Source organism: Levilactobacillus enshiensis (genome assembly GCF_007115095.1).
Lineage (GTDB): Bacteria > Bacillota > Bacilli > Lactobacillales > Lactobacillaceae > Levilactobacillus > Levilactobacillus enshiensis.
On the sequence record NZ_SULH01000005.1, the window covers coordinates 93,003 to 116,093 of the forward strand.

Genomic DNA, 23,091 nt, shown 5'->3' on the forward strand with positions numbered 1-23,091 from the left:
TTTCTTATCCCAATTATAATTTTCTACCCGCAGCTACCGGGTAATGGTCTTACTGTAAATCAACGATTCCCGATCTGGAAACGCGTAGCTGACGGGGAGTTGTTGCCGGTCGATTCGCTGAAAGCCATTCTTTTCGTAAAAGTAATGGGATCGCGTCTCAGCTTCGGGGGTATCCAAGACCAGTTGGGTCAATTGCGTTTCCGTTTGCACGTACGCCGCTAACGTCTGCCACAGATGTTGGCCCAGCCGTTGCGGTCGGCCGCGATACGTCGGATAGGTGAAGAACTTTTTCAGGACCCCCACCTTCTCATTACATTTCAGTAGGCCGATCGACCCAACCACCTGGCCTTGGTCCCGCGCCACCCAAAAATCGCCGCCGTTTTTCTGGTAATATTGGCTAATTTCAAACACATCTGCTTGTTCACGCATCTTAATCCCCAGATGCGCCTCTGTGTTCTGGCAATACATAATCAAATCCACCAATTCAGCCACCGTTTGCGGCGAATATGAATAACGTTCAATCTGCAATCTTTACAGCTCCTTTTCGTTGGTCTAAGCTTAGCATGACTAAATACATTTGAAAAATTAATGTTTCTGCTCATATCCATCAAAATAATTAATGGAGGCTTTGCCATGGACATTCGCCAGCTAACCACCTTTCGCACCATTGCTGATACCCTGAGTTTTACCCAAGCTGCCCAACTGCTGGGCTACACCCAATCTGCTGTTTCCAGTCAAATCAAACATCTTGAGGCCGAACTCAAAGCGCCCGTCTTCGCCTATGAGCATCGCCAACTTTCGCTAACGACCACCGGTAAGCGACTCTTACCGCTGACAGAGCATCTACTCAGCGACTATCACGCGATTCAAGCCTTGTCGACCAACGATACCATGACCGGCACGCTACGAATCGCCGCACCAGAATCCCTGACCATTTATCGGTTACCCCCGATTTTGGCCGCGTTTCGACAGGCCTACCCCGCTGTTCAACTGCAAATTACCAACGCGACCTGCCAGTACAATCGGCAGCAATTGCTGGCGGGTGAGGCCGACATTGCATTCATGTTGTGGCCCGCGCTCACGGCAACTGACTTCATCGACCATGACCTGGGCAGCGTTCCCATGACCTGTGTCGTTAGCCCCCGATCCGCTACTAGTCTCACTGGTCAAACTGTCGCCAACACATTGCCCTTTATCATCAATGAGCCCGACTGCAGCTACCGCAATCAGTTTGAGCGTGCCCTCTGGCATACCCATCACCAACGGCCGCAACTGATGGAGCTGTGGAGCATTGCAGCCATCAAGCAAATGGTCACCAGCGGCGTCGGCTTCTCCTATCTCCCAACGATGACCGTCGCTGCCGAGTTGAACCAGCACCGCCTTAAAGCCATTGCGACTACTATCCCTAACGAAATTCACACGCACGTTTTGACTCGCAAAAGTTCGGCGACCCAGCCACTGATTCAGGCTTTTTTAGAGTTGGTTCACCAGCACTTTGGAGAAGTATCATCTGTGACGAATTCTTCCCAAGCAAAATGATACTTAATTTCTGGTGAATCTATAAATTTCAATTCACGCAATCACCCTGTTCAAATTCAACCGTATACTAAAGAGAATCTAGTCGCTACCTAAAAGGATAGTGTCTAGATTCTCTTTCATTTCTAATTCAAATAGTCACTTTGGCATAAACTTATCAACCACGCTATGTGTCCAAAACTAACTACATAAATACCAATATTGCTCTCCCATGAAACTTATTTATCTGGGATTTCCATTTCTAATAGTGCACTACTATAAGATTTTCCGTGACGGTCAATGTTTAGTGAATGTGTCACACCACCACCAAGCGCATTCTCAATCACAAAGTTCAATGCTGGCACTTTAAAGAACTCATAACGCGTTACCTTAATTGGTCCCAAGGGTGCAAACCACTTTGCAACAGCCTCGTCAGTCACGTACTTCTTGATTAAGGAAAAGTCTGCTTCTTTATACGGAATAAGAGAAATAGTTGATGTATTTCCTTTATCTCCAGTCCGTGAGTGTGCAATATCATATAGTTTCATGATTACTTAACCTCCTCAGAGTCAACGTGTGTCCTAATATCATTTTCTGGAACCGTAATTGAAGCAATTGCAACAATCTTTTGCGTAATGGTTCGAACGCCACCCCCAGCAGATGGGCCATTAGTATACAGTGACTTCACTTCACGAACTACTTCCTTGGCCGCTTCTAAACTACTTGTTCTAGTTGCGATTCGTGCACGAATTTCACTGACATGTTCTGGTACTGGTAAAACACCATGGTAAAGACTATCAGCACCGATATAGTCTTCTTTAAATGCATCTACCGGAACTTTTAATAATTGTAGTCGCTTGCGAACAATTTCAGTAGCCAACTTTGCCTTATTGAAGGCATTGTGACCACCATAGTTAATCCCGCCTTCGGTAATATAACCATCCTCATAGCCAACGCTAACCTTTAGCTCGCCTGTTTTGGCTCTCCCAGTTGCACCTATCACATGAATGCCTTCACCATCCTTGGCCGGTTCAACCTGAACGTTTGAAAAGTCGGCGATAACATCTGGTGTGTAATACTTCGTTGGATCTTGAATCTCGTAGATTAACTGTTCCTTAACCGTATCTGTGCTAAGTAGACCGCCCGTATCGGGTAGTTTATGTAACGTAATATCTCCCGTATCAGTAACATCGGCAAACGGAAAACCTAGTTCCCAGAGTTTATCGACATCCTTATAACCAGGATCGGCAAAGTAACCACCAGAAACTTGCCCAGCACATTCCAACAAGTGCCCCAGTAACGTTCCCTTACCTAACTTATCATAATCTGTGAAGTTCCAACCGAACTCATGAATTAAGGGGGCCATGAACAGTGAAGGGTCGGCCACACGTCCCGTAACAACAATGTCAGCGCCTTGGTCCAAAGCGGTAACAATCGCTTTAGCACCTAAATAAGCATTCGCAGAGATAATCTTACGGTTAAGTGATGACAGCGGTTGATGATCTTCCATCATTTCATTAGCACCATAATTACTTGTAAGAGTTGTAATATCATCGCCTGAAACAGTGGCAATCTTCAAGTTATGAACACCGTACTCAGCAGCCATCTCTACGATTTTCTTAGTAGCTGCTTTAGGATTAGCTGCCCCCATATTGGTAATCACCTTAGTGGGATGTGCCTTAATAGCCGGCAGAATCTTCTTAAACCGATATTCCAACAAGTCATTGTAGCCAGCATTGGGATCAGCTAATTTTTGATTTTGAGCAATAGCAATCGTTCTTTCAGCCAAACATTCAAAACAAATATAATCTAAATTTCCACGATTGATTAAGTCAATAGCAGGTTCAATTCTGTCATCAGCATAACCAGCACCTGAACCAATACGAATCTTCTTCATTGTTGTGGCCTCCTATTCAGTTTCTGGCGTAAGTATAAGACCTGAATTAAGCTGATATCAAGACAGTCCATTCTCCCAAAAATGAAAATTAAATTGAAAATGAACGAATTTACTTGTGAATATTATCTCAATCAGGTATGCACGCGTTTTACTTATTACTTAAATTCATATATTATTAGAATTATAGATATATGTGGAGGTGGTTTGATGAACATCACACAGCTCACTTATTTTGTCGAGGTCGTTGCATCTGACTTTAATATTAGTGTGGCCGCAGAAAAAATTCATGTCTCCCAGTCAACCATGAGCAAGTCGATTCTCACTTTCGAAGAGGAGGAAAATGTTAATCTATTCGTTCGGCATGGAAAAAAATTAGTTAGTTTAACTGAACCTGGTCGCAAATTTTATCGGGATGCTAAACGAGTTATCCGTGACTACGATAATATGCTAACTAACGTTCACCACCAAACAAATTGGGTGGGGAAAGTAAAGGTCGGTATTGCGCCAGCTGTGTTAGTCGCCTACTTTTCAAATATTTTACCGCAGTTTAGATTGGCCCACCCTGACATCAAAATTATTGTCTCAGACGTTGGTGGCGAGAAATTACAGCAAGACTTGCTCCTAGAAAAAATTGATTTAGCTTATCCCGTCGCACCAATCAAATATGATTCTTTAGATCAAAAAAGTCTAATTCTTGATTGTGGCGCCGTTGTTTTTAATCCCAAATTAGTTAATGTTCCTGACTCCTTAACCATTTCAGAACTGCTCAAGTTCAAGCTCGTGCTTCTCAATCAGTCTTTCACTATTCGTGATCAACTTGATTTGCTACTAAGCTATGAGAAGACAACGCCTGATATTTTAATGGAATCCTCTTCCGAAAGTTTTCTTCTCAATGCTTGCCGTACCTCTCCACTAGTCACCGTTCTCCCTCGAAGTATCCTGCGTGGCTATCAAACGGATGATTTAAGGGTGATTCCTCTCAACCAACTAAGCTGGGAGTTACTATCAACGACCTTAAAGAAAAATGAAGACCCATTAATCGCTAAAGTCCGCGACTACTTTGATACAGCAATTGCTAAAATGGGGTGATATACTTTTTAGCAATAACGCTTATGAACAAACGTAATATGTAACCGCTTTATAAATGGCTCTATGCTGGTATCTATCTCCATAATGTAATTTTTTCTGATTTGTTTTACAGATTGACCATATTTTCACATGTTGTCTACAGCCGTTTCACCAGTTATTATGCAGTCAGAAGAACGTCACTGCATTTACTGTTAATAATTGGGAGATGACAAATTATGCGTAAAATACACTATGGTTGGTGGATTTTCATCAGTACCTGTGTGATTTCGTTGGTCGGATTCGGGATGGTTGTCGATACGATTGGTTTATTTTTTGAACCGGTTAGTGCTTCATTTCACATTAGTCGAGCCGGAGTGTCACTCATGGTCACATTTCAAAATATTGCCTGCGCGATCACCCTGCTGTTCGCCGGGAAAATCATGGAGAAGATAAATATTCGGTTACTACTGACGACCTGTTTTACCATTATCGGCTTAGGCTTTATTAGTTTAGCTTTCGCAAAAAGTGTCGTTCAATTCTACATTGTCTGGACCATCATTGGCATCATGCAACCTTTCGCTCTGACTCTCTCCATCCCCGTGCTCTTGGGAAATTGGTTTCACAAATACCTTGGAACCGTTATGGGGATTGCACTAGGTCTGTCTGCTATAGGTGGTACGCTGTTTAATCCTATCGTAAGTGCCACGATTACCAACTTAGGTTGGCGCTCCGGCTGGATTCTTGAAGGCCTGATTACATTGATTGCTATTTTGCCATTCACTATCTTCGTCGTTCGCTACAAGCCAACGGGAACAACCAAGCCCGTCGGCTACGAGAGTACCGATAAAGAAAGTAATGAAACAAGTTCTTGGCAAGGACTGTCCTTCAAGCAAGCTCTACATACGCCCATGTTTTACCTTATCACGTTCGCTATGATTGCTTTACAATGGGTCGCTGGCCTGGTTCAGCACGTTTCTCCATACGTTGTCAGTATCAACATGCCACTAAACATTGGTGCCACCGTTGTTTCCGGAATCATGCTGGGGGCTGCGGCCGGTAAAGTTAGTATCGGATGGTTCCTAGACCACTTTAACAATCAAATGGTCATCATTCTCTACTCTATTTTCGGAATTGCAGGTTGGCTAAGCTTAATGATCTTCCGTGCACCCGGTATGCTAATTGGAGCAGGATTTATTCTTGGTTTAGGCCAAGGCATCATGTTGGTTTCCTTGCCCTACTTTATTCGCAAACAATTCGGACCAAAAGACTACAACAATATTCTTTCAATCATTTCAATGTTTGGTAATTTTGCTACCGCCATTGCCGTTTCCGTTGATGGTAAGATTTTCGACATAACAGGTTCCTACAATTTACCACTCATGACTAACGGTGTGCTCTACGTCTTAGGTGGTGGTGCCGTTGTTCTTTCAATCGTTCTCTCTTATAGGGCGATTGCCGCAAGAAACAAGCTTAAAGAAGCATAATCTTTTAGGAGGTAAGTCTCTATGAAACTCAATCAAATCAAAATCATTGGTAATATTGGTTCAGGTACGATGGGTCATGCGACTGCTTTACAGTTTGCCATTCATGGCTATCGCGTCAATCTATTAGATACTGATGATGCCGTCTTAGCTAAGGGTATGGCCGCCATCAAACATGATTTAGAAACGTTTAAAGCCGCTGAAATGCTCAATGAAGACCCCGCTACTATCCTTGGCCGAATTCATCCAACAACTGACTATCAAATCGCTTTAGGTGATGCCCAATTTGTCATTGAATCCATCGTTGAAAAGCTAGCCGTCAAGCAGCAGGTGTGGCAGAAAGCAGAAAGCGTCGTTGCTCCCGATACTATTCTAGCTACAAATACTTCTGGATTGAGTCCAACGGCCATTCAAAGTGTTCTCAAGCATCCTGAACGCTTCGTCGTTGCTCACTTCTGGAATCCAGCACAACTGATGCCGTTGGTCGAAGTTGTCCCTGGTAAGGATACGTTAAGTGATATCGTCGACTTAACCGTCCAATTAATGAATCACGTAGGTAAACACGCTGTTGGGTTGAAGAAAGAGTCCTTAGGATTTGTGGGCAATCGTATTCAGCTAGCTGTTCTACGAGAAGCCCTTCACATCGTAGACGAAGGTATCGCTAGTCCTGAAGCAGTTGATGACATTGTCAAATACAGTCTTGGTCGCCGCTGGAATTTAGTTGGTCCCATCGCAAGCGCTGACCTCGGTGGACTTGATGTCTTCAAAAATATTAGTTCCTACCTCTACGCAGACCTTGGCAATGATACTGGTACTGATTCTGCTCTAGCCAAAAAAGTAGCAGCTAATGAACTTGGTTACAAAACTGGAAAAGGTTTCTACGATTGGCAGGGAACAGTTGGGGCCGATATGGTCGCTCAACGAGACAAAGACTTGCTTAAACAATTAAAAGACGATCAAAACTAATCAATTACACATCTTTAACCGCATTAAAAAAACTGGTAAACCGGCCTTCCGCCTGCTTGCCAGTTTTTTATCATAAAGAACATCATATCCATTACGCATACCAAGAAAGGACCGGCGACAAAAGTCACAGGTCCTACTTGTGCACCACCAATCAGCCATGGTCAACACCATGCGCCAAAAGCAACGCTTCAATTCCACTAAACTTCAATGCGCCCCCCGAGGGCTCTTTATTCAAATTCATAAGATACCAATAGTGACTGTATCCCTTGCTGTATAAGGGATTATCACACCATCAACTAACTTCATTATAGTTACGTGTCACCAAATTGTCACCACGGTGTCACCAGTAAACACGGCAAGGGCGATGGAACTGTTAGCTTAATGGCTAGCAGTTTTTATTTTGCTCTCACATCCGTTATGGTTCCAAGCCATGACGAACCGTGTACCGTAGAATAGCACCGAACTCAATCACTCCGACTGACCGAATAAGTACCGTTATCGTTCAAAACGATAGCGAAACAGGTTACTTGAAATCACCTGTTCACCGACACTGAACGTAATTTTCCGCTAAGTTGCTTCCTAGTCAATCTAGTTGACCTCGAATGCTCTAAGTTCTTCGGATGTACTTAGCCAAGTGAACATAATTCACCACCCTATTGTTCTAGCAAACAAATTAGAAAACGCCGACCTTGTACCCATCTCAACCACACCGCAATAAGCAGGCTAGTTGAGCATCCCCTGACTGAGGACTACGTGAACTGTCTTAACCTACTAACCAATCTCGTATTTCGGGTTCACTTCTAGCTATCAATTACCCGTTAACCACACACATTAGAACTTCTTACACAATACGGTGTAAAGTACGCTATCACCTTTTAGTCCAATCTGGCTCCCCAAAATTGGGGAATGAGGTCTTAGCAGCATGTTTAATCCATCCACAGAGGGAGTATGCAATTATTCTGCACGAGTGTGGAAAGGATACTCATTTTTTGAGCCCCCTTCCAAAAGAGGCCCTATCCGGTACCGTTAAGGATGCACATTGCCACTTATGACAAACAAAAAAGGGCGGCAAGTCACCCCCCACATTCATACCTTCAAATAAATATACCCCACATTCACGCTAGACTTCCCTTGTGGGAGTGGTGATTAGTCATTTACCGAAGACAAGTCAGAAACATGATCTATCCCGTACAATACCGTCGTGAATCGCTACTCTATTGGTGGTAGTCCCCACTATTCCCTTATTATCCCATGTCCGTAACTGTAGTTACGCTTGTGTCTCGTAGTTGGAACTACACACCGCTATTCAATCCCGAATAAATGTCAGCATTTGCAAGCATTCAGACTAACATTTACTATGCATGAACAACCATAAATCTATTTACACTTGCCGACTAGCAACGGATCACAATTACCCCATCGTCAGACACCTCGAAGCTGTCTTCTGTAATGGTCTCGTTGGTTCCCATATCATTAGTTGAATCGCTCCTAACCTTAACTACAGCGTCATTATCGAACCGTGAGAGGTACGCTATCATCTCACCAACTGTAAAGGATTCGTCCATGCTATCCCGCCTTTCTAACTAGCGTTTTATGTCTCAATTAAACAACTAGTCCACGTCCACTGCATCCCCTGAATAGGTGCAACTTTGGGTGCATCCCTAAATTAGAAGGTTGCACCCTTTTTCGTGTACTCTGAATGACTTCTTCAAGCCCTCACTTGTCAGCAATTGTCAGCATTATACAGCATGCTTAGGCTAGTAATTGCTGGTCTCTTATCCTTACTAGAATCCCATGCAGGTTGCACCTTTTTACCCGGATTCACCTTAACAATTCCTAGGGTGCAACTCATATCATAAGGCCAATATTTACCACCAAATGATCCCAACATCTCCCAACAATCCAGTTAAGGTTTGCAAGGGGGTAACGACTGGGTTTTGCAAGGGTGTGTGGCCCCGTCTCTGTCTGTTTGACCGTATCGGGGATGATTGCTTAGTCCAATAGAAAAGGCCCTGACAACTAACGTCAAGACCACTAATCAAGCTACTATCGAATGCAACACCGATGTCGTATTCCAAATGGGAGGACGCCCTCTCATTTAAGATCATGCTATCAAAACGGACGACGTCGTCCGATTCCAAATTGCCTACCATCATCAAATTCTGATACGTATCACGTTTTCACTAGACCACTTAAAACGTGGTACGTGCCATCATTCATATATGTTGCGACGTTGTAACATTTGGGAAAAGGTGCGATGTCGCACTATTTGGGGACGTACCCAATTATGAACTCAGCCCTATTCTTCAAATTTCGCGACGTTACGAATTATCACAGAGAATACTATCCCTAAATCGTCGACGTCGACGAATTTACACTCCCGAACAGTCATCTCATCAGGCTTCTTAGTTTCACCCGAATCAAGTTGTTGGGGGTTGTCGCGCTCTTCAGGCGGCATTGTCGCAATTTCATACAAAACATTCATGCCTAAATACGACGACGTCGTCGTATTTGAAAATTCATTAGCGATTTTAATAAATCTCTGTGCTTGTCTAGGCTTTATATCAATAGACTCCAACCACTTACCAAACTCTCCATGAACCAAATCATTCTCTTTCACCCACTTCAAACGCCGACCAATTTCAAAAATTGCCTGGCCGCCATATTTGCGCTCAAGCGCAATTGCTACCAAATTTCGTCCCGGGACAAAATTCAATTTATATATAAATCCATTTTCGAGGTCGAATTTAAAGGTTTAGTTGAAGCCTCATTCAACCACAAATATCAGAACAATCTATTGCTTTTCTGTATCTCCACTAACCTACTTATCTTGTTTAGAAAGCTCTAACTTCCGTTCAATCTCTTTTGAGTCTTCATCTGCCTTATAAAGTTTTTTGCTTAGATTATCATAGGATTTAACCATATCAGCGTTGAAATATGTTTGATATTGATTCCAAATATTTATCAAACTACCCTTATTTTCTCTATTATGGCCATCAAACATTTGTACCGCCTCATCAAATAACCTATGTGGTTCTTTACCATAATTTCGAGCCGGTAATGAAATTATACTCTCATCATGCATAACACTTTTTATAGATCCGTATTCATCACGTGAAGTACGAAAGAAAATATCAATTTTGCTCACTACCTGATTTTTTTCAAGACTAGGTGCAATCAGTATAGATTCGTCTTCTATCCCCTGTATAGAAAGAATATTTTGGGGTTTATCCTCTCCCTTAACGTAAATACAAAACAAAATGTCCAAAGCGGGATTCTGTGAAATATTTCTCAGTTTATAAAAGAACCCCCTATAGTCGTCAATCATAATGGTATTAGAAGAGTGATATACATAGTTACCGGCCTCTATATTATACTGAATCGAAAAATCCAAATGAGGCCTAGCTTGTACAACCGCTTCCTCTTTTGTAAGTTCTCTTTCTTTTATTGATTGCCAATAAACACCACCAATAGCAATTGGAATGCCTAAATAACTACCCCAAAATCCCAACCAGCCATCGTTACTTCCCCCTGGCGTGTTGGATAACCATCCCCACGTCATTAAACGCTGCAAACCAATTGGTAAAAGAATTACGATTATTCCCATTACAACCCAAAATCCCCAGTTAGGGCCACTCGCAGGCCTACTTTCTTTATCTTTTTGTTTTTCACAGTTGTTTACTTTTTTAGCCATTGTGTCTCCTCCAAACCAATTACAAGCATAACAAAGCCCTAACGTCTCCGCTAGGGCCAATCTTCTATTCTGCTTGGTAAATGTGTAAGTCGTCCAGAAAGTAACAGTCAGCGAACTCTAACAACGCCTGTGGCTTGTATAAGTGGGAGTAGCTAGACCCGGACCGACCTAGGGCCATATAGCATTGGGTATCTGAATACCCCTTGAAATACAGCATATCCAATATGTCCTGACTTTCCTGATCGCATTGGCTAATGGCCTGTTTAACCTGCTCAACGACCTGTTCCGCATAGAGATGTTGGACTATTCGACGATCACCGTCATTGTTGCTACCAGACCCCTTAGGCATTCCGTCTAAGCGCTGTGAGCGTAATTCAGTCAATGACTTTGAAGTTATCCGAATCATACGCGGCAACGTCCGAGAGAGAAAACTAGCCACCTTCTGCCGGGTCTTCTGTTCGTTTACTTCTGGAAAGATGTCACTCATACTTACGTTCTTAAAATCAATATCTGTCACCGTTCACAGCCCCCATTAGTCCACCGCATTCGTGGTAAAATAAGTTGTTGAGTTATTTTGGTGAGGGCCGTTGATACGGCCTTTTTTCTTTGGCTTCGACGTCGAAAATTCGTCAGTCACAATTGGGCTGAATTCTCAGCCGAACTATCTGACTCGCTAAAATGGTACCTAAGTTAAATTTAGGGCATTGGCTGCCGAAAATCAGGCTACCAGAACTGAGCCTAATATTCGGACTAGCTGGGGATGAATGAGTATTTCACTTTTATGTTAGAGACCTGAACTTGCAGTTTGACAGTTCAGCCTAATTTGACTGCTCAATTTTGAGCCATCAAACTCAGTCAACTTGATTGACCCACTTTCTCTTTGAACATTCGCGCAAAATCGCGCACATCTTTCTCTTTCGCGCGGAACCCTTTCTCTTTTCTTAGACCCAGTGGTTCAGAGGTCAGTACATCCCTGCCTAGCAGAGAATTACATTAAGGCGATTCTTTGCCTGCTTCATACTGTTTTTCCAATCCTGCCATATAAGCATCATTAGCAGCGGAACCTTCTTCAACACTTAAACCCCGTGGTTCAACAGAACCACCATTGGACTTAGCCTGATTCAAATACTTATCCATCTTGTCTCCAAACAGTGTACTAGGCTGTAAAAATGGATTCATTTCAGTAACGTCTTTCCATTCTCCAGACTTGTACTTGATTACATCCATAAATTCCTGTTCAGTAAATCCTTCACTGAATCTGGTTTCAATTAATTCTTTAGTTTTATCTGTTACATGATAGCTATGACCTGATTGCTTATTTAAGTAATCAATAATGGATTTAATGGTTGTCTCTTCTGCTTGGTGTGAACGAAGTGAACTGGGTTCCTGACTATTATGTGTAGTCTCTGTATAGTCTCTGGTATTGGTTTGCCCATTTTGGGTACCATTCCCTACCCATTCTGGGTATGAACCCTGCCCATTTTGGGTAGTGTCTAATTGAAGTGCATCCAACTTTGAATAATCAATTCGATACCAAACGGTTTTGTCGTACCCAGCTTTATTGAATCGATCAGTAATTAAATAACCGTCGTCTTTCAACTTCTTTATTGTACGAATGATTGTATTCCTACCCCAAAACGGAAACTCATTTTGCCATTCTCGATACTTATGGTAAGTCCAATAATACCCATTGCGGTAGTTCGTTGATCGTTGCAACCAGTAGTGAACTTGGCTTAATATTATTGCCTCGTTCAATCCCAATTTCTTAGCTAGGGATGGATACACAAGCAATGGCGATCCGTCCTCAACCAGCTTCCGTTTACTAGGATTCATCCCCATTGAATCACCCCCTATCTGCTACGGTGAGTGTCCGCATCGAGTATCTGGCCTATTTGGTCATCGACCTGCTGTAGGTTGTCCCTGGTCATGATGCTAAGCCAATTCATGCTGTCGAATAGCCGTTCAGCTTCATAGCCAACGCCCTTCATATCGATTTTCCCTTGTCGGTAGTCACCTACCACATCAGAGAGAACATCCAGCATTTCAACCACTGCAAACTCCATACTTTCTGCTTCAATCACCGTTGCTTTTACATCGTCTAAATCTAAATTCATTGTCTTAGGTCTCCATTTCGTGATAAAATGAAGCCACAAAAGGCCTTATCAGGTCTGCATATTCTGCATTCGTCCACGCTAACTCGCCAAAGTAATAGCGTGGATTTTTTGTGCCTTCATTCATATTTTCTAACCCCAACTGTATTTGTAACAAATTATGAAATGTAGGAAATTTCAACAATTCGTTGACCATCTCGCCATTCAACATCTTCAAACGCGTCACCCTTTTGCAAATAGCCCTCAATGACGTGTATTCCATCGCAAGCCACCATTTTTATAGGTAGGTCAGAATCCATAGTTTGAAGTTCCTGTATTAAGTCTTTCACCGTAGCACTCATACTCGTATGCTCTCGCCTCACTTAATTCCTAGATTAGAAAACAACAACGCCAATCACTGCACCGTCCACTGTTCTAATCTTGGCTGTTTTCTATCTTCTGTAACATTGACTTAGCTTCTAGACGTTGCTCTGGTGTGCTTTTAGGGTTCGCTAGCTTACGAGTAGCCAGTTCCTTTATTACATAAGTATCAGCCATCCACTCACCATCAATCAGCATGAAATGGCTATCCTTGAACTCTGCATATACAGGCCACTGACGCTTAAAGTCGGCCAACGATACAACTAGGCTAGGTTCACTGGAAACTGGTGCTGAACGTTCAATTAGCCCCATTTTCAAGGCCAGACGGGTAGGCTCGCCCAACTCATTCAATACCCCCTTTTCAACCATGATCTGATAAATCTGGGACTTAACGTTGTTCACCTTTTCTGGTGCAATCTGACCACGCTGACTTGCTATGACGAACGCGTCTTCTACTAATTTTGGATAAATGATCTTCATGTCTAAACACCCTTCTTAACTATTCAGCGGAAAACTCCGCTCAATTCAATAACAAATCGTTATGCAATATCTACCGACTAAATCCATCACCCTGCCGTGGTTTTAGATTTGATGTTCCATCATAAATTTGTCGGCTGACACCTTACTGATACGGCTGATATTGCCAACTGTAGTTACTTGTAAGCCCTGATTAATGAACTCTGTAAGCGTCTGTGGTGCTATGTGGAGATACTTAGCCGCTTCTTGCTTAGTCATGTAAGGGCCATACTTCTGACGCTCCCCAGCTTCCTTGAAAGCCACGATAGCCATCTTCTGCATGACGGATCCAATCTGGTTCATTGACTTATCTGACAGCTCAAATGGAATCTCCATTCTGTACACCTCCTAATTAGCCTGTAATGGCTTGCTGTGGCTTTTCTAGCTTAATCTGATAAATAATACCTTGGTTAGCTAACGTGGCCTTAATCTGCTTGTAATCCATGCCTAACTCAATCAATACGCTTGTTTGTGACTTAACCTTACTTAAAGCAGCAGTTTCATCTGCCGTTAGATATTCGGTAATTGAATGATGTTCGGGGATGCCCCGTAGTTTCTTAATCTGGGCGGTGTTCATCCCCAGCGCCTGCTTGTACATGAGACGGTTCAAGTTACTGTACGCGTGACTGTCGTCCTCGAATGCATCACTGTTAGCAATGACATCGTTCAGCCCTTTAGACGACTGTTTACCGAACTTGAAAGCCACACGTCGTGCTATTAATTCTTCCTTCATGGCATAAAACTGCTTAACTAACGCCTTTTTTAGAAAGACAATCGGCCGACTGTTACCAAGCAACGCTATAAGGGTCGTAGCCTGTAGCATATTTAGATGCCATATCTTACGTGGTCGTCCGCCCTTACTTCCCTTAAGAGGTTTCGACGTCTCAGACGTTAAAACCCCAAAGTCCTGTAAGTCCTTTTTATAGGTCTCGATATTGTCATTAATTGCCCGATGGGTCATTCCTGCATATTGGGCGATTACGTCCCCTGTCGTATACAGCTTGGCATTCACACTACCATCGGTGAGAAACACTAGTTCATTCATTTGCAACCTCCTAACTGGCTCTCTTCTGATTGGTCTGTAGCACCTCGCTAAGCACCTTAGACAGCGTCTCACGGTCAGCCGACAAGGTGGACTGTTCTAGCAGCCAACTCTCCAACTGGCGGACGTGATCGTCTAGCTTAGTCAAGGTGGATAACTCGTTCTTAGGAACTTCATTCATGCCAACACCTCCTATTGCTTGTGGTCAGCCATAAACTTATCGGCATCCATCTTATCAATTCGCTTAGTACCGCCAATTATAGACACCTTCAGACCATCATCAATAAATTTCTTAAGTGTATTGTGCGAACCAACATTTAAGTATTCGCGTGCCTGAATCAAATTCATATATCTTGGATATACTTTTTCCATAATGCACCTCCGTAACCTATTCATAACTTTTTAAATTAATACTTTACGGAATTGAGTGTAAAGTATTCATAACTGGTTGTCAAGTATGGTCATTTACCGTACAATGGAGTCAAATTAAGGGAGGGGACCGTAAATGCTAGTATTCCGTCTAAAAGATATTCTGGATAAAAAGCACATTACCATTACTCAAATGGCAAATGATATCGGGATCAGTCGACAAGCCATTTCGTCAATTGCAAATAACTCCAGTACCATGATTCAACTTAACACAATGCAAAAAATCTCGACCTACCTCAATGTTCCAATAGGCCAATTAATCGTCGATGAATCAGAAGTCTATCGCTTCTTAATTAGTCTTCCCAAAAAATCTACGATTACATCCAACAACGAACTTCACTTGTCAGGGAGTATAAAAATAAACAGTGATTCCTTCTCTATAGAATCAGGGTTCGACTTTAGCATTAAACCGATGCTTGAAGGATTTGCACTTTTTGATATTGAACCGATGGAACTGGAACATGAAGACGAATCCCGAATAGTCAGAGAAATTATGCCTCGCCTAGACGAAGACTCCCCTGAAAAGCATCAGGACTTTGTTAACAATCTAATTTCTAAATGCATCCAGATAGTAAAAAACAGCAAACAGGCTGAATCATTAGACTTAATTCAATACATTCTTGTTTCCCCATATCTTTTTCCACAGTGGTCTTTTAATTTCATTAATACTAGTTGCACCATGATTGGTGATGCTAACAACGTAGATGCATCGGGGATTATACCTGTCAATCCAATTTCAATTCCCGAAAATTACTACACTGATACTGTTATCTACTCAATTAATTAACCCGGCCATCCCCACATTTCTTACATAACATCGCCCTGCCGTGGTACGTTATGGAGGAATTAACAATGGCAAATTTTAAGCAATATACTAAGACAAACGGAACCAAGGCATGGGAATACACGTTGTCTCTAGGATTTGACCCGGCTTCTGGTAAGCGAGTACGTTCACACAAGCGCGGTTTCCAGTCCAAGAAGGAAGCCCAAATAGCAGCAGGTCGTGAGGAATCATCGGTATACGATCATGGCATTAAAGCAGGTCGTAAACAGTCCTTTCAGGAAGTCTACGACCTGTTTATGGTTCAGTATCAAAAGACGGTTAAGAGTAGCACTCTGCGTAAGGCGTTGGGCTTCTACCGCAACCACATCATCCCCGCGTTCGGCAAAAAGGATATTAAGAAGGTCACGCCGCTTCAATGCCAGCACGTCATTAACGACTGGTCTAAGTCTATTCAAGACCCTAAGAAGGTCATGAACTACGCTAGCAAAGTGTTTCAGTACGCTATGCGTATGGAGCTGATACAACGTGACCCGACTAAGCTCATCACCATACCCGAACGGAAAGACAAGCCAACCGGAGATATTGACGGGAACTTCTACGACAAAGACGAACTCAATCTCTTTTTCCAATGCCTGAACAAAGAACGTAACGAAAAAGCCAAAACCCTATTTAGGATTCTGGCTTATACGGGGATGCGTAAAGGTGAGTGTCTGGCTCTGAAATACTCTGACATAGATTTCACCGCTGGCACCATCTCAATTACACGCACGCTGTCCAATGGCGTTGATGGTCTCATGCTGGAAACACCTAAGACACGTGCCTCTATTCGGACTATTGATATTGACCCGGAGACGCAGAATGTGATTACTCGTTGGCGGTTCACCCAAAAGAAGGCCATGCTCATGCTAGGCTTTAATATTGGCAACGACCCCGACCAATTCGTTTTTACCAACAATAAAAACAATCTGCTGACGCCTTCTCGTACAACTATCTGGCTCGATCAGATTATCAACAAGTACGGATTGAAGCGTATCACCACGCACGGCTTCCGACACACACACGCTAGTATGCTTTTTGAAGCCGGTGCATCCATCAAACAGGTACAACAACGACTAGGCCATGCAGACGCTCAAACAACTCTGAACGTCTATACGCACGTCTCTAAACATGCCAAGAAAGACACCATTAACAAGTTCGTTAAGTATATGGAATCCTAGCAATTGTCACCAAAAGTGTCACCAACAAAAAAAACGCTAGCCACAACTAGCGTCCCATCAACGTTTCCAGCGTCTCATCTCAAATTAAATGCGCCCCCCGAGAGTCGAACTCGGATCATGAGGACCGAAATCTCATGTGCTATCCATTACACTAAGGGCGCACAACACCTTTATTTTAGTCCTAAATTAGTCCAAGTGCCAAATATTTTATCGGCCCCCGGCAGCGCGAATGGCTTCTTGTTCCAAATATTCCTCAGTTGCGTCCGCACTCTTGCGGAAATCGGCAATAAACGTCGCTTCCTTTGGCTTGACCGTGGCCATCTGGTCACCATTGATGTCCGTGACCGTTAACGTTTCGCCCTGCCACGCGGCGGTATCGTAATGGCCGTCTTCAATCTGGTCTAACAAGTTCTGGAAAATGTCGAGGACGGCTTGGCGAATAATCACATCCTCCGTGACCATTTCTCCCTGTTGCTTCAATTGTAGCTGACGCATCTGCACTTCATCCATATCAGTCGGTACTTGAATAAACACGGCGGTGCCTCCCATAATTAGTTTTACTGCTATTCTATCACTTCCTACTAAAGAAACGAGTCAAAGCATTATCGTTCCCCGCAATCTGGTGTAAACTAGGGGTAAGTTAAGCAATTACGATTAAGGAGGCGGCTCATGGAAGACTCGATACTCGACTTTACCACGAATCTGGCCATCCTCCATCGCCAATTTCAGCGGGCAATGAACCAGATTCTGGAAGCCGACAAAATGCCAGTCAATATCACCGAATTTTATTTATTAGTTCTGGTCTCAGAAACTAGTCAACTCAATCAACGGAAGGCGGCCTGGACCATGGCTGTCGATGAAGGTCTCATGGCGCGGATGGTTCAACATCTGGTCAAACTCTCGCTCCTGCAAAAGGAGACCGACCCCACTGACCGCCGCAACCGCCGGCTCAAATTAACCGCAGACGGTAAAGAACTGGTGAAACAAGCCATTGCCGTCCTCCACGATTGGTGGCAACAGGCCACGCCAACCGACAGTAACTTCGATTACGCAACCATTACTGCGCAGCTCCAGTTGCTCTCCAGTCGCGTCTTACAAGTCGACGACCGTCAATCAGAGAACCACTAACCACGTTTTTTCCTGAAGGAGGAATTTTTGATGAGTAAAGCCATTACTATTGCTGAAGCCCAACGCTACGATGCCCACACGATTAACGAAATCGGCATTCCCGCACTCGTCCTGATGGAACGCGCGGCCCTGGCCACCTTCAACAACATCTTAAATGACGACTTCGACCTCAGCCGAGTCGTCGTGGTCGCCGCCACTGGCAACAACGGTGGTGACGGGATCGCTGTTGCCCGCCTGCTCAAGATTCGTGGCCTCAACGTTGAGATCTACCTCTTGGGGAATCCCGACAACGCCACGCCACAGACCAAGCAACAGCTCAAGATCGCCGATTACTACAACATTCCGCGAATTACCGACCTCAACCGCATTGTCAACGCCACGCTGATTGTTGACGCCATCTTTGGTGTCGGCCTCTCGCGGCTGGTCACTGGCAAATTTGCCGATGCCATCAATGCAATCAACGCGGCTGATGCCAAGACCGTCGCCATCGACGTCCCATCCGGTATCAATGCCGACACCGGCGATGTTCTCGGTGTCGCCGTTGTTGCCGACAGTACCACCACCATGGCCTACAACAAGATTGGCCTTTTAACGACCAGTGGGAAACGGCACAGCGGAACCATCCACGTTGCCGACATTGGGATTTACGCACAGGACCACCTGGAGCATGCCCGCTAACCGCGTTTGCTAGCCCACCGTACCAACCAGACGTTAAATAGCCCAGTCGTTAACCATTTCCTGTAAAATAGACGGTACGGAAGTGGAGTGACTTTCGTGTTTCCCGACTAAAACAAGCGCCCAACCCTTTGATCGGTTGGACGTTTTTTTTGTTGCGCTAGTTTGCGAAATTTCATGCCACCGCGCAATCTCAAGTTGCGTTCTCACCGGCTCAATTCAGCGCTGACGGCCCACCACACGATGTTGCCACATCAATAATGGTAGCGCTTTATCCCACGTACTAAATTTTGTCGTTTATTTTCAGCCAAACTGAGCCACTTCACAAGCTTTTCTTCACAATACCCGGTATACTGGCCCTAACAACTACAGGAGGTGCCCCATGTCATCAATCGAAACTGGCTTTACCAACGTCCAAGCGCTGGACCCCAGCATCCTTGTCGACCTGCGCTACGCCACCCCGGACAACTTTACCCATCACGTGATCTATGACTTTACGACCGCCATTGCGCGGACTGGTACGGCTAAGAAATTGGCAGCGGCCAGCGCGACGTTACGTGAACAGGGTTACCGCTTAAAAATTTGGGACGCCTACCGCCCCGTAACCGCTCAAGAACGCCTCTACGCTGTTTATCCCGATCCTTCGTTTGTGGCAAAGCCCAACCCCAACTTTTCTCATCAAAAAGGGGTGACCTTCGACCTCACGCTCTGTGATGCTGATGGTAACGAACTGGAAATGCAGACCCCATTTGACGACTTCACGACCGCCGCACATCGCGACCACCCGCGGACGCCATTACAGGAAAAGCACTATCAGATTTTGGATCAAGCCATGCGCGATGCCGGTTTCTTCGGCTACGAAAACGAATGGTGGGATTACCGTGACGCGCAAATGGACGACTACGGTCCGGCCGCGGCCAACCCCAACGATTTCTAAGGCTAGTTGTGTTTCGCACCACGTTAGTCACTCCCCCGAGTACGACGAAAAAGTGAGCCTGAGCTGAACGCTCGGACTCACTTTTTGTTTACTCTTATTCATCTAACATAAATGAATGATCCGGAATCCGAATCAATGTAAAGCGATCCGCCAGTCGGCCCGCATGCAGGCCCAGACCATTGACGAACGACTTCTTATAGGTCGTCTCGATGACACCAACCCACGCCTTTTGGTGACGTTGGTCATACTTGGCCACCTTTTTAGCATTCCATTTATAAGCGGAAGCTGGCAAGTTGATTGCCTTTTTCCCATCCGACACGGTAGCATCCGCACTGCTGACCTGGTATTTCTCACCCTCGGTCAAATAAGTATACGTCTGAATTGGCTTGTTGCCCTTGCGATTGTTGACCGTGACGTAATAGGACGACCCACTGCCATCTCCCGTGTTAATGACCAACGGTTCGTAGCGCGTCGTTTGGCTGACCCGGTCGCCTAAATGGTTAACGTTTTGGAAAAAGGTCGTGTAGCTCATACCCCCGAAGACCAGGAGCCACGCCACAAGTTCAATCGTCGAAATGGTAAAGTTGCGCCACGAAAAACTGTGGTGTTCCTTAACGATCAGCCGAATCCGGCGCACACGCATATCGTGTACCATCCAGACCAGCGCGATGAGAACGAGCAGCCAAACGCCCATCCCCACCAAATTCCAAGTTGATTTCATTTTCCCAATTCCCTTCCAATGTTTAAAACCTTAATTCGGGTATTTCACTTCTTTACTAGCTTACGAGATTCGCCCCGGGAATACAAGCCACTGTCTCAGCCAATTTACGTTATACTAAAGCTAATATGAAGAAAAAAGAAGGAATCCCTTGTGTGTACTAGTCTAACCTATACCTCCGCTGCGAACCACCATTTTTTTGCGCGCACCATGGATTTTCCCACGACCACGCCCTGGCGACCAGTCTTTCTACCACGCCATTATCAGTGGCAAACGGCGCTGAACACCACCCGCACCACGCGTTATGCCATTCTCGGTGGTGGCCGCCCTGCCAGTGATTTCTCCGCCTACCTCATGGCCGACGGGATAAATGAAAGCGGTATCACTTGTGCCGAGCTCTATCTCCCCGGTGCCGTCGACTATGCCGATGACCCGGTCACCGGTCAGATCAACCTGACACCGCAGGACTTCATCAACTGGGCCCTGGGTGAACATGCAACACTGGCCGCCATTGTCGCCGACCTGCCACGCGTAACCCTAGTCAGTCGTAAATGGGGGCAGGACCGTTACGTCTACCCCTTCCATTGGATCTTAAGTGATCGCAGTGGCCAAACTTTGGTCATCGAACCCACCGGTGGTCCCCTGACCGCACAACGTGACCCCGCAGACGTGTTGACCAATACGCCGGTGCTGGCGACCCACCTCAAGAATCTCAATGACTTTCTCGGCGTTGCCGGCACAGAATTTATTGGTGAGACGGTCACCGCCGCGCAACATTATCTAGCAAGTGGTGCCCCGCTGCCCACCGGGACCGTCCCCACACGGCGCTTCATGAGTACGGCGATTCGCCGTTGGGGGGCTTTCCCCCTGGCCGCAGTAGATGAAACCGTGACCGGTATTTTCCACTGGTTAGCCGCCGTCGTCCTCCCCTACGATGCCACCAGACGCCACCAAGGCAACCACAACTACACGCATTACCGGGCCGTCATCGACTTAGACACCTTAACTTACAATTTTATTCCACGGACGACCCACCGTTTGCAACAAATCACATTGACCTCTGAAATGGCGGCCCATCGGCGTTTCCCCCACACTTATTCAGCTGATTAACTGTAAATGTTGCAAAGCTTAACTGAACCTTTAATCCGATTGATATTGGTTTGAGACATTTCTGTAACAACTCCCTGATAGTATTAAACACATCGAAAGATATTCAATCTAAAAAACAAATTTGAAATTAAGGGAGTTTATTTACATTTATGAAGACGACGTTTACGAACATTATTTTAACTTTACTGGCTACTGTTGCTTTTGCTGTTGCAGGTTTTGAAATCATGCAACCCACTGATGCTAGCGCGGATACCATGTCCTACAGCAAGATCCACAAGGTCGCTAAGGCCCAACTTGGCAAACCTTACGGCTGGGGTTCAACTGGTCCTTCTAGCTTTGACTGCTCTGGCTTTACCAGCTACGTCTACAAGAAGGGGGCTTCTAAGAGCATTCCACGGACTGCCCAAGCCCAATACAACAAGTACAAGCACGTGAGCTACAAGAACATCAAGAAGGGTGACTTAGTCTTCTTCGGTGGTTCCAAGCATTCTATCTCCCACGTCGGCTTATACGTTGGTAACGGTCGGATGATCGATTCTCAAAACCGTGGTGTCGTCACGGAAGCCGTTCACGCCCCATGGTGGCACGCTGTTGGTTACGCCCGTGTCGGTGCCGTTGAATAATTAGGTTTCACAAACAGTTCCAACCTTCATAAATGAAATAAACTGTGCCCCCGTCGTACGTCGCGACGGGGGCTTTTTGGTAGAGCGTGGAACAAGGCGCTTAACTCCTGAGCATTAACGGGAATCAGCAGATAATCCGGGCTTGGATTATCTGCTGATTGCTGTTAAGCGGAGGGAGTTGCCTTGCGAAACGCGTTTCAGAAGCCGCTGGTGCTCACCACTGTTCCGCGAGTGCCAACCTTACTCGTCAGTAATCCCTATAAATCGAACCTTGCAAAAATAAAAAGCGCCACTGCCCAATCGACAGCGACACCCACCACTCATTTTCAATGAAACAGCGAGCTGAAAATAGCTGCTAAAGGAACCAACAACCACCAATACCCCGCTAAAAATTCCCAACCATTCATCGGGTGGCGCCGCATTTCATCGTTCGTTGACCGCCGTTCCGTTCTCCAATCGTCATCGCCCATACTCGTCTCTACCTGCTCGCCACCAACCAACTCATCTAACCCGACATCAAATATATTGGCTAAACTCACCAGCGTGTTCAAATCTGGCGTTGTTTCCCCCTGTTCCCACTTTGAAATCGACTGCCGTGACACAAACAGCCGACTCGCTAATTGTTCCTGCGACAAATTTTTCTGTCGGCGTAATTTAACCAATTGTTGCCGAAATAAATTTTCCATGCAACCCGCCCCCTTCATATTTACACCATCATACTCACTCCCCCAAAGGTTGACCAGCAAACAACTGTTCCAAATCGCACTTTGCCCGGGCTAGTTGCGCCCGTGGTGGTTGCAAAATGGGGTGTGGTTCCCCG

The 23,091-nt window shown here is 45.0% G+C and carries 28 protein-coding genes and 1 tRNA gene; 11 read left to right on the forward strand and 18 right to left on the reverse strand.

Annotation, left to right across the window (positions count from 1 at the left end; genetic code table 11):
- Positions 1 to 33 precede the first annotated feature (33 nt).
- Complete coding sequence (locus tag FAY32_RS06510) at positions 34 to 528, reverse strand: GNAT family N-acetyltransferase (RefSeq protein ID WP_143462650.1); 495 nt, start codon at positions 526 to 528, stop codon at positions 34 to 36.
- Positions 529 to 633: 105 nt separating this feature from the next.
- Between FAY32_RS06510 and FAY32_RS06515 the strand changes: the two genes are divergently transcribed.
- Positions 634 to 1,539, forward strand: coding sequence for a LysR family transcriptional regulator (locus FAY32_RS06515; protein ID WP_158727548.1), 906 nt, complete (start codon positions 634 to 636; stop codon positions 1,537 to 1,539).
- Positions 1,540 to 1,754: 215 nt separating this feature from the next.
- On the opposite strand, the gene FAY32_RS06520 is transcribed toward FAY32_RS06515, so the two are convergent.
- A complete protein-coding gene (locus FAY32_RS06520) occupies positions 1,755 to 2,063 on the reverse strand; it encodes an AtuA-related protein (RefSeq protein ID WP_143462652.1) in 309 nt (102 codons plus the stop codon).
- 2 nt (positions 2,064 to 2,065) lie between these two features.
- On the reverse strand, positions 2,066 to 3,412 hold the full coding sequence (locus FAY32_RS06525) for an acyclic terpene utilization AtuA family protein (protein WP_143462653.1): 1,347 nt from the start codon (positions 3,410 to 3,412) through the stop codon (positions 2,066 to 2,068).
- A gap of 207 nt (positions 3,413 to 3,619) precedes the next feature.
- Here FAY32_RS06525 and FAY32_RS06530 point away from each other — a divergent pair, with 207 nt between their 5' ends.
- The 3 genes from FAY32_RS06530 (at position 3,620) to FAY32_RS06540 (ending at position 6,927) form a co-directional block, all read left to right on the forward strand.
- Positions 3,620 to 4,501 carry a LysR family transcriptional regulator gene (locus FAY32_RS06530; protein WP_158727549.1) on the forward strand — a complete coding sequence of 294 codons (882 nt, stop codon included), beginning with the start codon at positions 3,620 to 3,622 and terminating at the stop codon, positions 4,499 to 4,501.
- A gap of 215 nt (positions 4,502 to 4,716) precedes the next feature.
- Complete coding sequence (locus FAY32_RS06535; protein WP_143462655.1) at positions 4,717 to 5,964, forward strand: MFS transporter; 1,248 nt, start codon at positions 4,717 to 4,719, stop codon at positions 5,962 to 5,964.
- Between the two features lie 21 nt (positions 5,965 to 5,985).
- Positions 5,986 to 6,927: a 3-hydroxyacyl-CoA dehydrogenase family protein gene (locus tag FAY32_RS06540; RefSeq protein WP_143462656.1), complete on the forward strand. Its 942-nt coding sequence runs from the start codon at positions 5,986 to 5,988 to the stop codon at positions 6,925 to 6,927.
- A gap of 2,299 nt (positions 6,928 to 9,226) precedes the next feature.
- Here FAY32_RS06540 and FAY32_RS06545 read toward each other — a convergent pair.
- The 11 genes from FAY32_RS06545 to FAY32_RS06590 form a co-directional block, all read right to left on the reverse strand.
- Complete coding sequence (locus FAY32_RS06545) at positions 9,227 to 9,619, reverse strand: DUF3102 domain-containing protein (RefSeq protein ID WP_069359937.1); 393 nt, start codon at positions 9,617 to 9,619, stop codon at positions 9,227 to 9,229.
- Positions 9,620 to 9,748: 129 nt separating this feature from the next.
- Positions 9,749 to 10,621 (reverse strand): hypothetical protein, encoded by an 873-nt coding sequence (locus FAY32_RS06550; RefSeq protein WP_143462657.1) that lies wholly within the window; start codon positions 10,619 to 10,621, stop codon positions 9,749 to 9,751.
- Positions 10,622 to 10,685: 64 nt separating this feature from the next.
- Positions 10,686 to 11,138, reverse strand: coding sequence for an ArpU family phage packaging/lysis transcriptional regulator (locus tag FAY32_RS06555; protein ID WP_015474393.1), 453 nt, complete (start codon positions 11,136 to 11,138; stop codon positions 10,686 to 10,688).
- A 476-nt stretch (positions 11,139 to 11,614) separates the two neighbouring features.
- The gene (locus FAY32_RS06560) at positions 11,615 to 12,460 is read right to left on the reverse strand and encodes a conserved phage C-terminal domain-containing protein (RefSeq protein WP_143462658.1); all 846 of its coding nucleotides are present in this window, start codon (positions 12,458 to 12,460) and stop codon (positions 11,615 to 11,617) included.
- 11 nt (positions 12,461 to 12,471) lie between these two features.
- A complete protein-coding gene (locus FAY32_RS06565) occupies positions 12,472 to 12,735 on the reverse strand; it encodes a hypothetical protein (protein WP_069359940.1) in 264 nt (87 codons plus the stop codon).
- Positions 12,736 to 12,890: 155 nt separating this feature from the next.
- On the reverse strand, positions 12,891 to 13,073 hold the full coding sequence (locus FAY32_RS06570) for a hypothetical protein (RefSeq protein ID WP_143462659.1): 183 nt from the start codon (positions 13,071 to 13,073) through the stop codon (positions 12,891 to 12,893).
- Between the two features lie 73 nt (positions 13,074 to 13,146).
- Entirely contained in the window at positions 13,147 to 13,572 is a 426-nt protein-coding gene (locus FAY32_RS06575; protein WP_143462660.1) for a hypothetical protein, read from the reverse strand.
- A 102-nt stretch (positions 13,573 to 13,674) separates the two neighbouring features.
- Complete coding sequence (locus tag FAY32_RS06580; RefSeq protein ID WP_024526214.1) at positions 13,675 to 13,944, reverse strand: helix-turn-helix domain-containing protein; 270 nt, start codon at positions 13,942 to 13,944, stop codon at positions 13,675 to 13,677.
- Positions 13,945 to 13,960: 16 nt separating this feature from the next.
- A complete protein-coding gene (locus FAY32_RS06585; RefSeq protein WP_143462661.1) occupies positions 13,961 to 14,653 on the reverse strand; it encodes a Rha family transcriptional regulator in 693 nt (230 codons plus the stop codon).
- A 10-nt stretch (positions 14,654 to 14,663) separates the two neighbouring features.
- The gene (locus FAY32_RS14600) at positions 14,664 to 14,831 is read right to left on the reverse strand and encodes a hypothetical protein (RefSeq protein ID WP_158727550.1); all 168 of its coding nucleotides are present in this window, start codon (positions 14,829 to 14,831) and stop codon (positions 14,664 to 14,666) included.
- Between the two features lie 11 nt (positions 14,832 to 14,842).
- The gene (locus FAY32_RS06590) at positions 14,843 to 15,022 is read right to left on the reverse strand and encodes a helix-turn-helix domain-containing protein (protein ID WP_143462662.1); all 180 of its coding nucleotides are present in this window, start codon (positions 15,020 to 15,022) and stop codon (positions 14,843 to 14,845) included.
- Between the two features lie 133 nt (positions 15,023 to 15,155).
- Here FAY32_RS06590 and FAY32_RS06595 point away from each other — a divergent pair, with 133 nt between their 5' ends.
- Positions 15,156 to 15,866: a helix-turn-helix domain-containing protein gene (locus FAY32_RS06595; RefSeq protein ID WP_143462663.1), complete on the forward strand. Its 711-nt coding sequence runs from the start codon at positions 15,156 to 15,158 to the stop codon at positions 15,864 to 15,866.
- A 65-nt stretch (positions 15,867 to 15,931) separates the two neighbouring features.
- Positions 15,932 to 17,080 (forward strand): tyrosine-type recombinase/integrase, encoded by a 1,149-nt coding sequence (locus FAY32_RS06600; protein WP_158727551.1) that lies wholly within the window; start codon positions 15,932 to 15,934, stop codon positions 17,078 to 17,080.
- A gap of 89 nt (positions 17,081 to 17,169) precedes the next feature.
- Here the strand turns inward: FAY32_RS06600 and FAY32_RS06605 are convergent.
- Both FAY32_RS06605 and FAY32_RS06610 read right to left on the reverse strand, forming a co-directional pair.
- Positions 17,170 to 17,241 (reverse strand) — tRNA-Arg (locus tag FAY32_RS06605).
- A 46-nt stretch (positions 17,242 to 17,287) separates the two neighbouring features.
- Entirely contained in the window at positions 17,288 to 17,614 is a 327-nt protein-coding gene (locus tag FAY32_RS06610) for a peptidase dimerization domain-containing protein (protein WP_143462665.1), read from the reverse strand.
- 135 nt (positions 17,615 to 17,749) lie between these two features.
- Here FAY32_RS06610 and FAY32_RS06615 point away from each other — a divergent pair, with 135 nt between their 5' ends.
- From FAY32_RS06615 to FAY32_RS06625, 3 genes are all read left to right on the forward strand, one after another.
- Entirely contained in the window at positions 17,750 to 18,208 is a 459-nt protein-coding gene (locus FAY32_RS06615) for a MarR family winged helix-turn-helix transcriptional regulator (RefSeq protein WP_143462666.1), read from the forward strand.
- 27 nt (positions 18,209 to 18,235) lie between these two features.
- Entirely contained in the window at positions 18,236 to 18,886 is a 651-nt protein-coding gene (locus tag FAY32_RS06620) for an NAD(P)H-hydrate epimerase (RefSeq protein ID WP_191988154.1), read from the forward strand.
- Positions 18,887 to 19,265: 379 nt separating this feature from the next.
- Entirely contained in the window at positions 19,266 to 19,820 is a 555-nt protein-coding gene (locus FAY32_RS06625; RefSeq protein WP_143462668.1) for a M15 family metallopeptidase, read from the forward strand.
- A 94-nt stretch (positions 19,821 to 19,914) separates the two neighbouring features.
- On the opposite strand, the gene FAY32_RS06630 is transcribed toward FAY32_RS06625, so the two are convergent.
- Positions 19,915 to 20,541, reverse strand: coding sequence for an LVIS_2131 family protein (locus FAY32_RS06630; protein ID WP_143462669.1), 627 nt, complete (start codon positions 20,539 to 20,541; stop codon positions 19,915 to 19,917).
- 150 nt (positions 20,542 to 20,691) lie between these two features.
- Here FAY32_RS06630 and FAY32_RS06635 point away from each other — a divergent pair, with 150 nt between their 5' ends.
- Both FAY32_RS06635 and FAY32_RS06640 read left to right on the forward strand, forming a co-directional pair.
- Positions 20,692 to 21,648, forward strand: a complete 957-nt coding sequence (locus FAY32_RS06635; protein ID WP_143462670.1) for a linear amide C-N hydrolase — start codon at positions 20,692 to 20,694, stop codon at positions 21,646 to 21,648.
- Positions 21,649 to 21,797: 149 nt separating this feature from the next.
- On the forward strand, positions 21,798 to 22,271 hold the full coding sequence (locus FAY32_RS06640) for a C40 family peptidase (protein ID WP_143462671.1): 474 nt from the start codon (positions 21,798 to 21,800) through the stop codon (positions 22,269 to 22,271).
- 326 nt (positions 22,272 to 22,597) lie between these two features.
- Here the strand turns inward: FAY32_RS06640 and FAY32_RS06645 are convergent, their stop codons facing one another.
- On the reverse strand, positions 22,598 to 22,957 hold the full coding sequence (locus FAY32_RS06645) for a helix-turn-helix domain-containing protein (RefSeq protein ID WP_143462672.1): 360 nt from the start codon (positions 22,955 to 22,957) through the stop codon (positions 22,598 to 22,600).
- Positions 22,958 to 23,091 lie beyond the last annotated feature (134 nt).

Coding starts and splice junctions, on each gene's coding strand:
- FAY32_RS06515 (WP_158727548.1), top strand. CDS start 634: ATGGACATTCGCCAGCTAACCACCTTTCGCACCATTGCTGATACCCTG.
- FAY32_RS06520 (WP_143462652.1), bottom strand. CDS start 2,063: ATGAAACTATATGATATTGCACACTCACGGACTGGAGATAAAGGAAAT.
- FAY32_RS06525 (WP_143462653.1), bottom strand. CDS start 3,412: ATGAAGAAGATTCGTATTGGTTCAGGTGCTGGTTATGCTGATGACAGA.
- FAY32_RS06530 (WP_158727549.1), top strand. CDS start 3,620: ATGAACATCACACAGCTCACTTATTTTGTCGAGGTCGTTGCATCTGAC.
- FAY32_RS06535 (WP_143462655.1), top strand. CDS start 4,717: ATGCGTAAAATACACTATGGTTGGTGGATTTTCATCAGTACCTGTGTG.
- FAY32_RS06540 (WP_143462656.1), top strand. CDS start 5,986: ATGAAACTCAATCAAATCAAAATCATTGGTAATATTGGTTCAGGTACG.
- FAY32_RS06550 (WP_143462657.1), bottom strand. CDS start 10,621: ATGGCTAAAAAAGTAAACAACTGTGAAAAACAAAAAGATAAAGAAAGT.
- FAY32_RS06560 (WP_143462658.1), bottom strand. CDS start 12,460: ATGGGGATGAATCCTAGTAAACGGAAGCTGGTTGAGGACGGATCGCCA.
- FAY32_RS06565 (WP_069359940.1), bottom strand. CDS start 12,735: ATGAATTTAGATTTAGACGATGTAAAAGCAACGGTGATTGAAGCAGAA.
- FAY32_RS06570 (WP_143462659.1), bottom strand. CDS start 13,073: ATGAGTGCTACGGTGAAAGACTTAATACAGGAACTTCAAACTATGGAT.
- FAY32_RS06575 (WP_143462660.1), bottom strand. CDS start 13,572: ATGAAGATCATTTATCCAAAATTAGTAGAAGACGCGTTCGTCATAGCA.
- FAY32_RS06580 (WP_024526214.1), bottom strand. CDS start 13,944: ATGGAGATTCCATTTGAGCTGTCAGATAAGTCAATGAACCAGATTGGA.
- FAY32_RS06585 (WP_143462661.1), bottom strand. CDS start 14,653: ATGAATGAACTAGTGTTTCTCACCGATGGTAGTGTGAATGCCAAGCTG.
- FAY32_RS14600 (WP_158727550.1), bottom strand. CDS start 14,831: ATGAATGAAGTTCCTAAGAACGAGTTATCCACCTTGACTAAGCTAGAC.
- FAY32_RS06590 (WP_143462662.1), bottom strand. CDS start 15,022: ATGGAAAAAGTATATCCAAGATATATGAATTTGATTCAGGCACGCGAA.
- FAY32_RS06595 (WP_143462663.1), top strand. CDS start 15,156: ATGCTAGTATTCCGTCTAAAAGATATTCTGGATAAAAAGCACATTACC.
- FAY32_RS06600 (WP_158727551.1), top strand. CDS start 15,932: ATGGCAAATTTTAAGCAATATACTAAGACAAACGGAACCAAGGCATGG.
- FAY32_RS06615 (WP_143462666.1), top strand. CDS start 17,750: ATGGAAGACTCGATACTCGACTTTACCACGAATCTGGCCATCCTCCAT.
- FAY32_RS06625 (WP_143462668.1), top strand. CDS start 19,266: ATGTCATCAATCGAAACTGGCTTTACCAACGTCCAAGCGCTGGACCCC.
- FAY32_RS06630 (WP_143462669.1), bottom strand. CDS start 20,541: ATGAAATCAACTTGGAATTTGGTGGGGATGGGCGTTTGGCTGCTCGTT.
- FAY32_RS06640 (WP_143462671.1), top strand. CDS start 21,798: ATGAAGACGACGTTTACGAACATTATTTTAACTTTACTGGCTACTGTT.
- FAY32_RS06645 (WP_143462672.1), bottom strand. CDS start 22,957: ATGGAAAATTTATTTCGGCAACAATTGGTTAAATTACGCCGACAGAAA.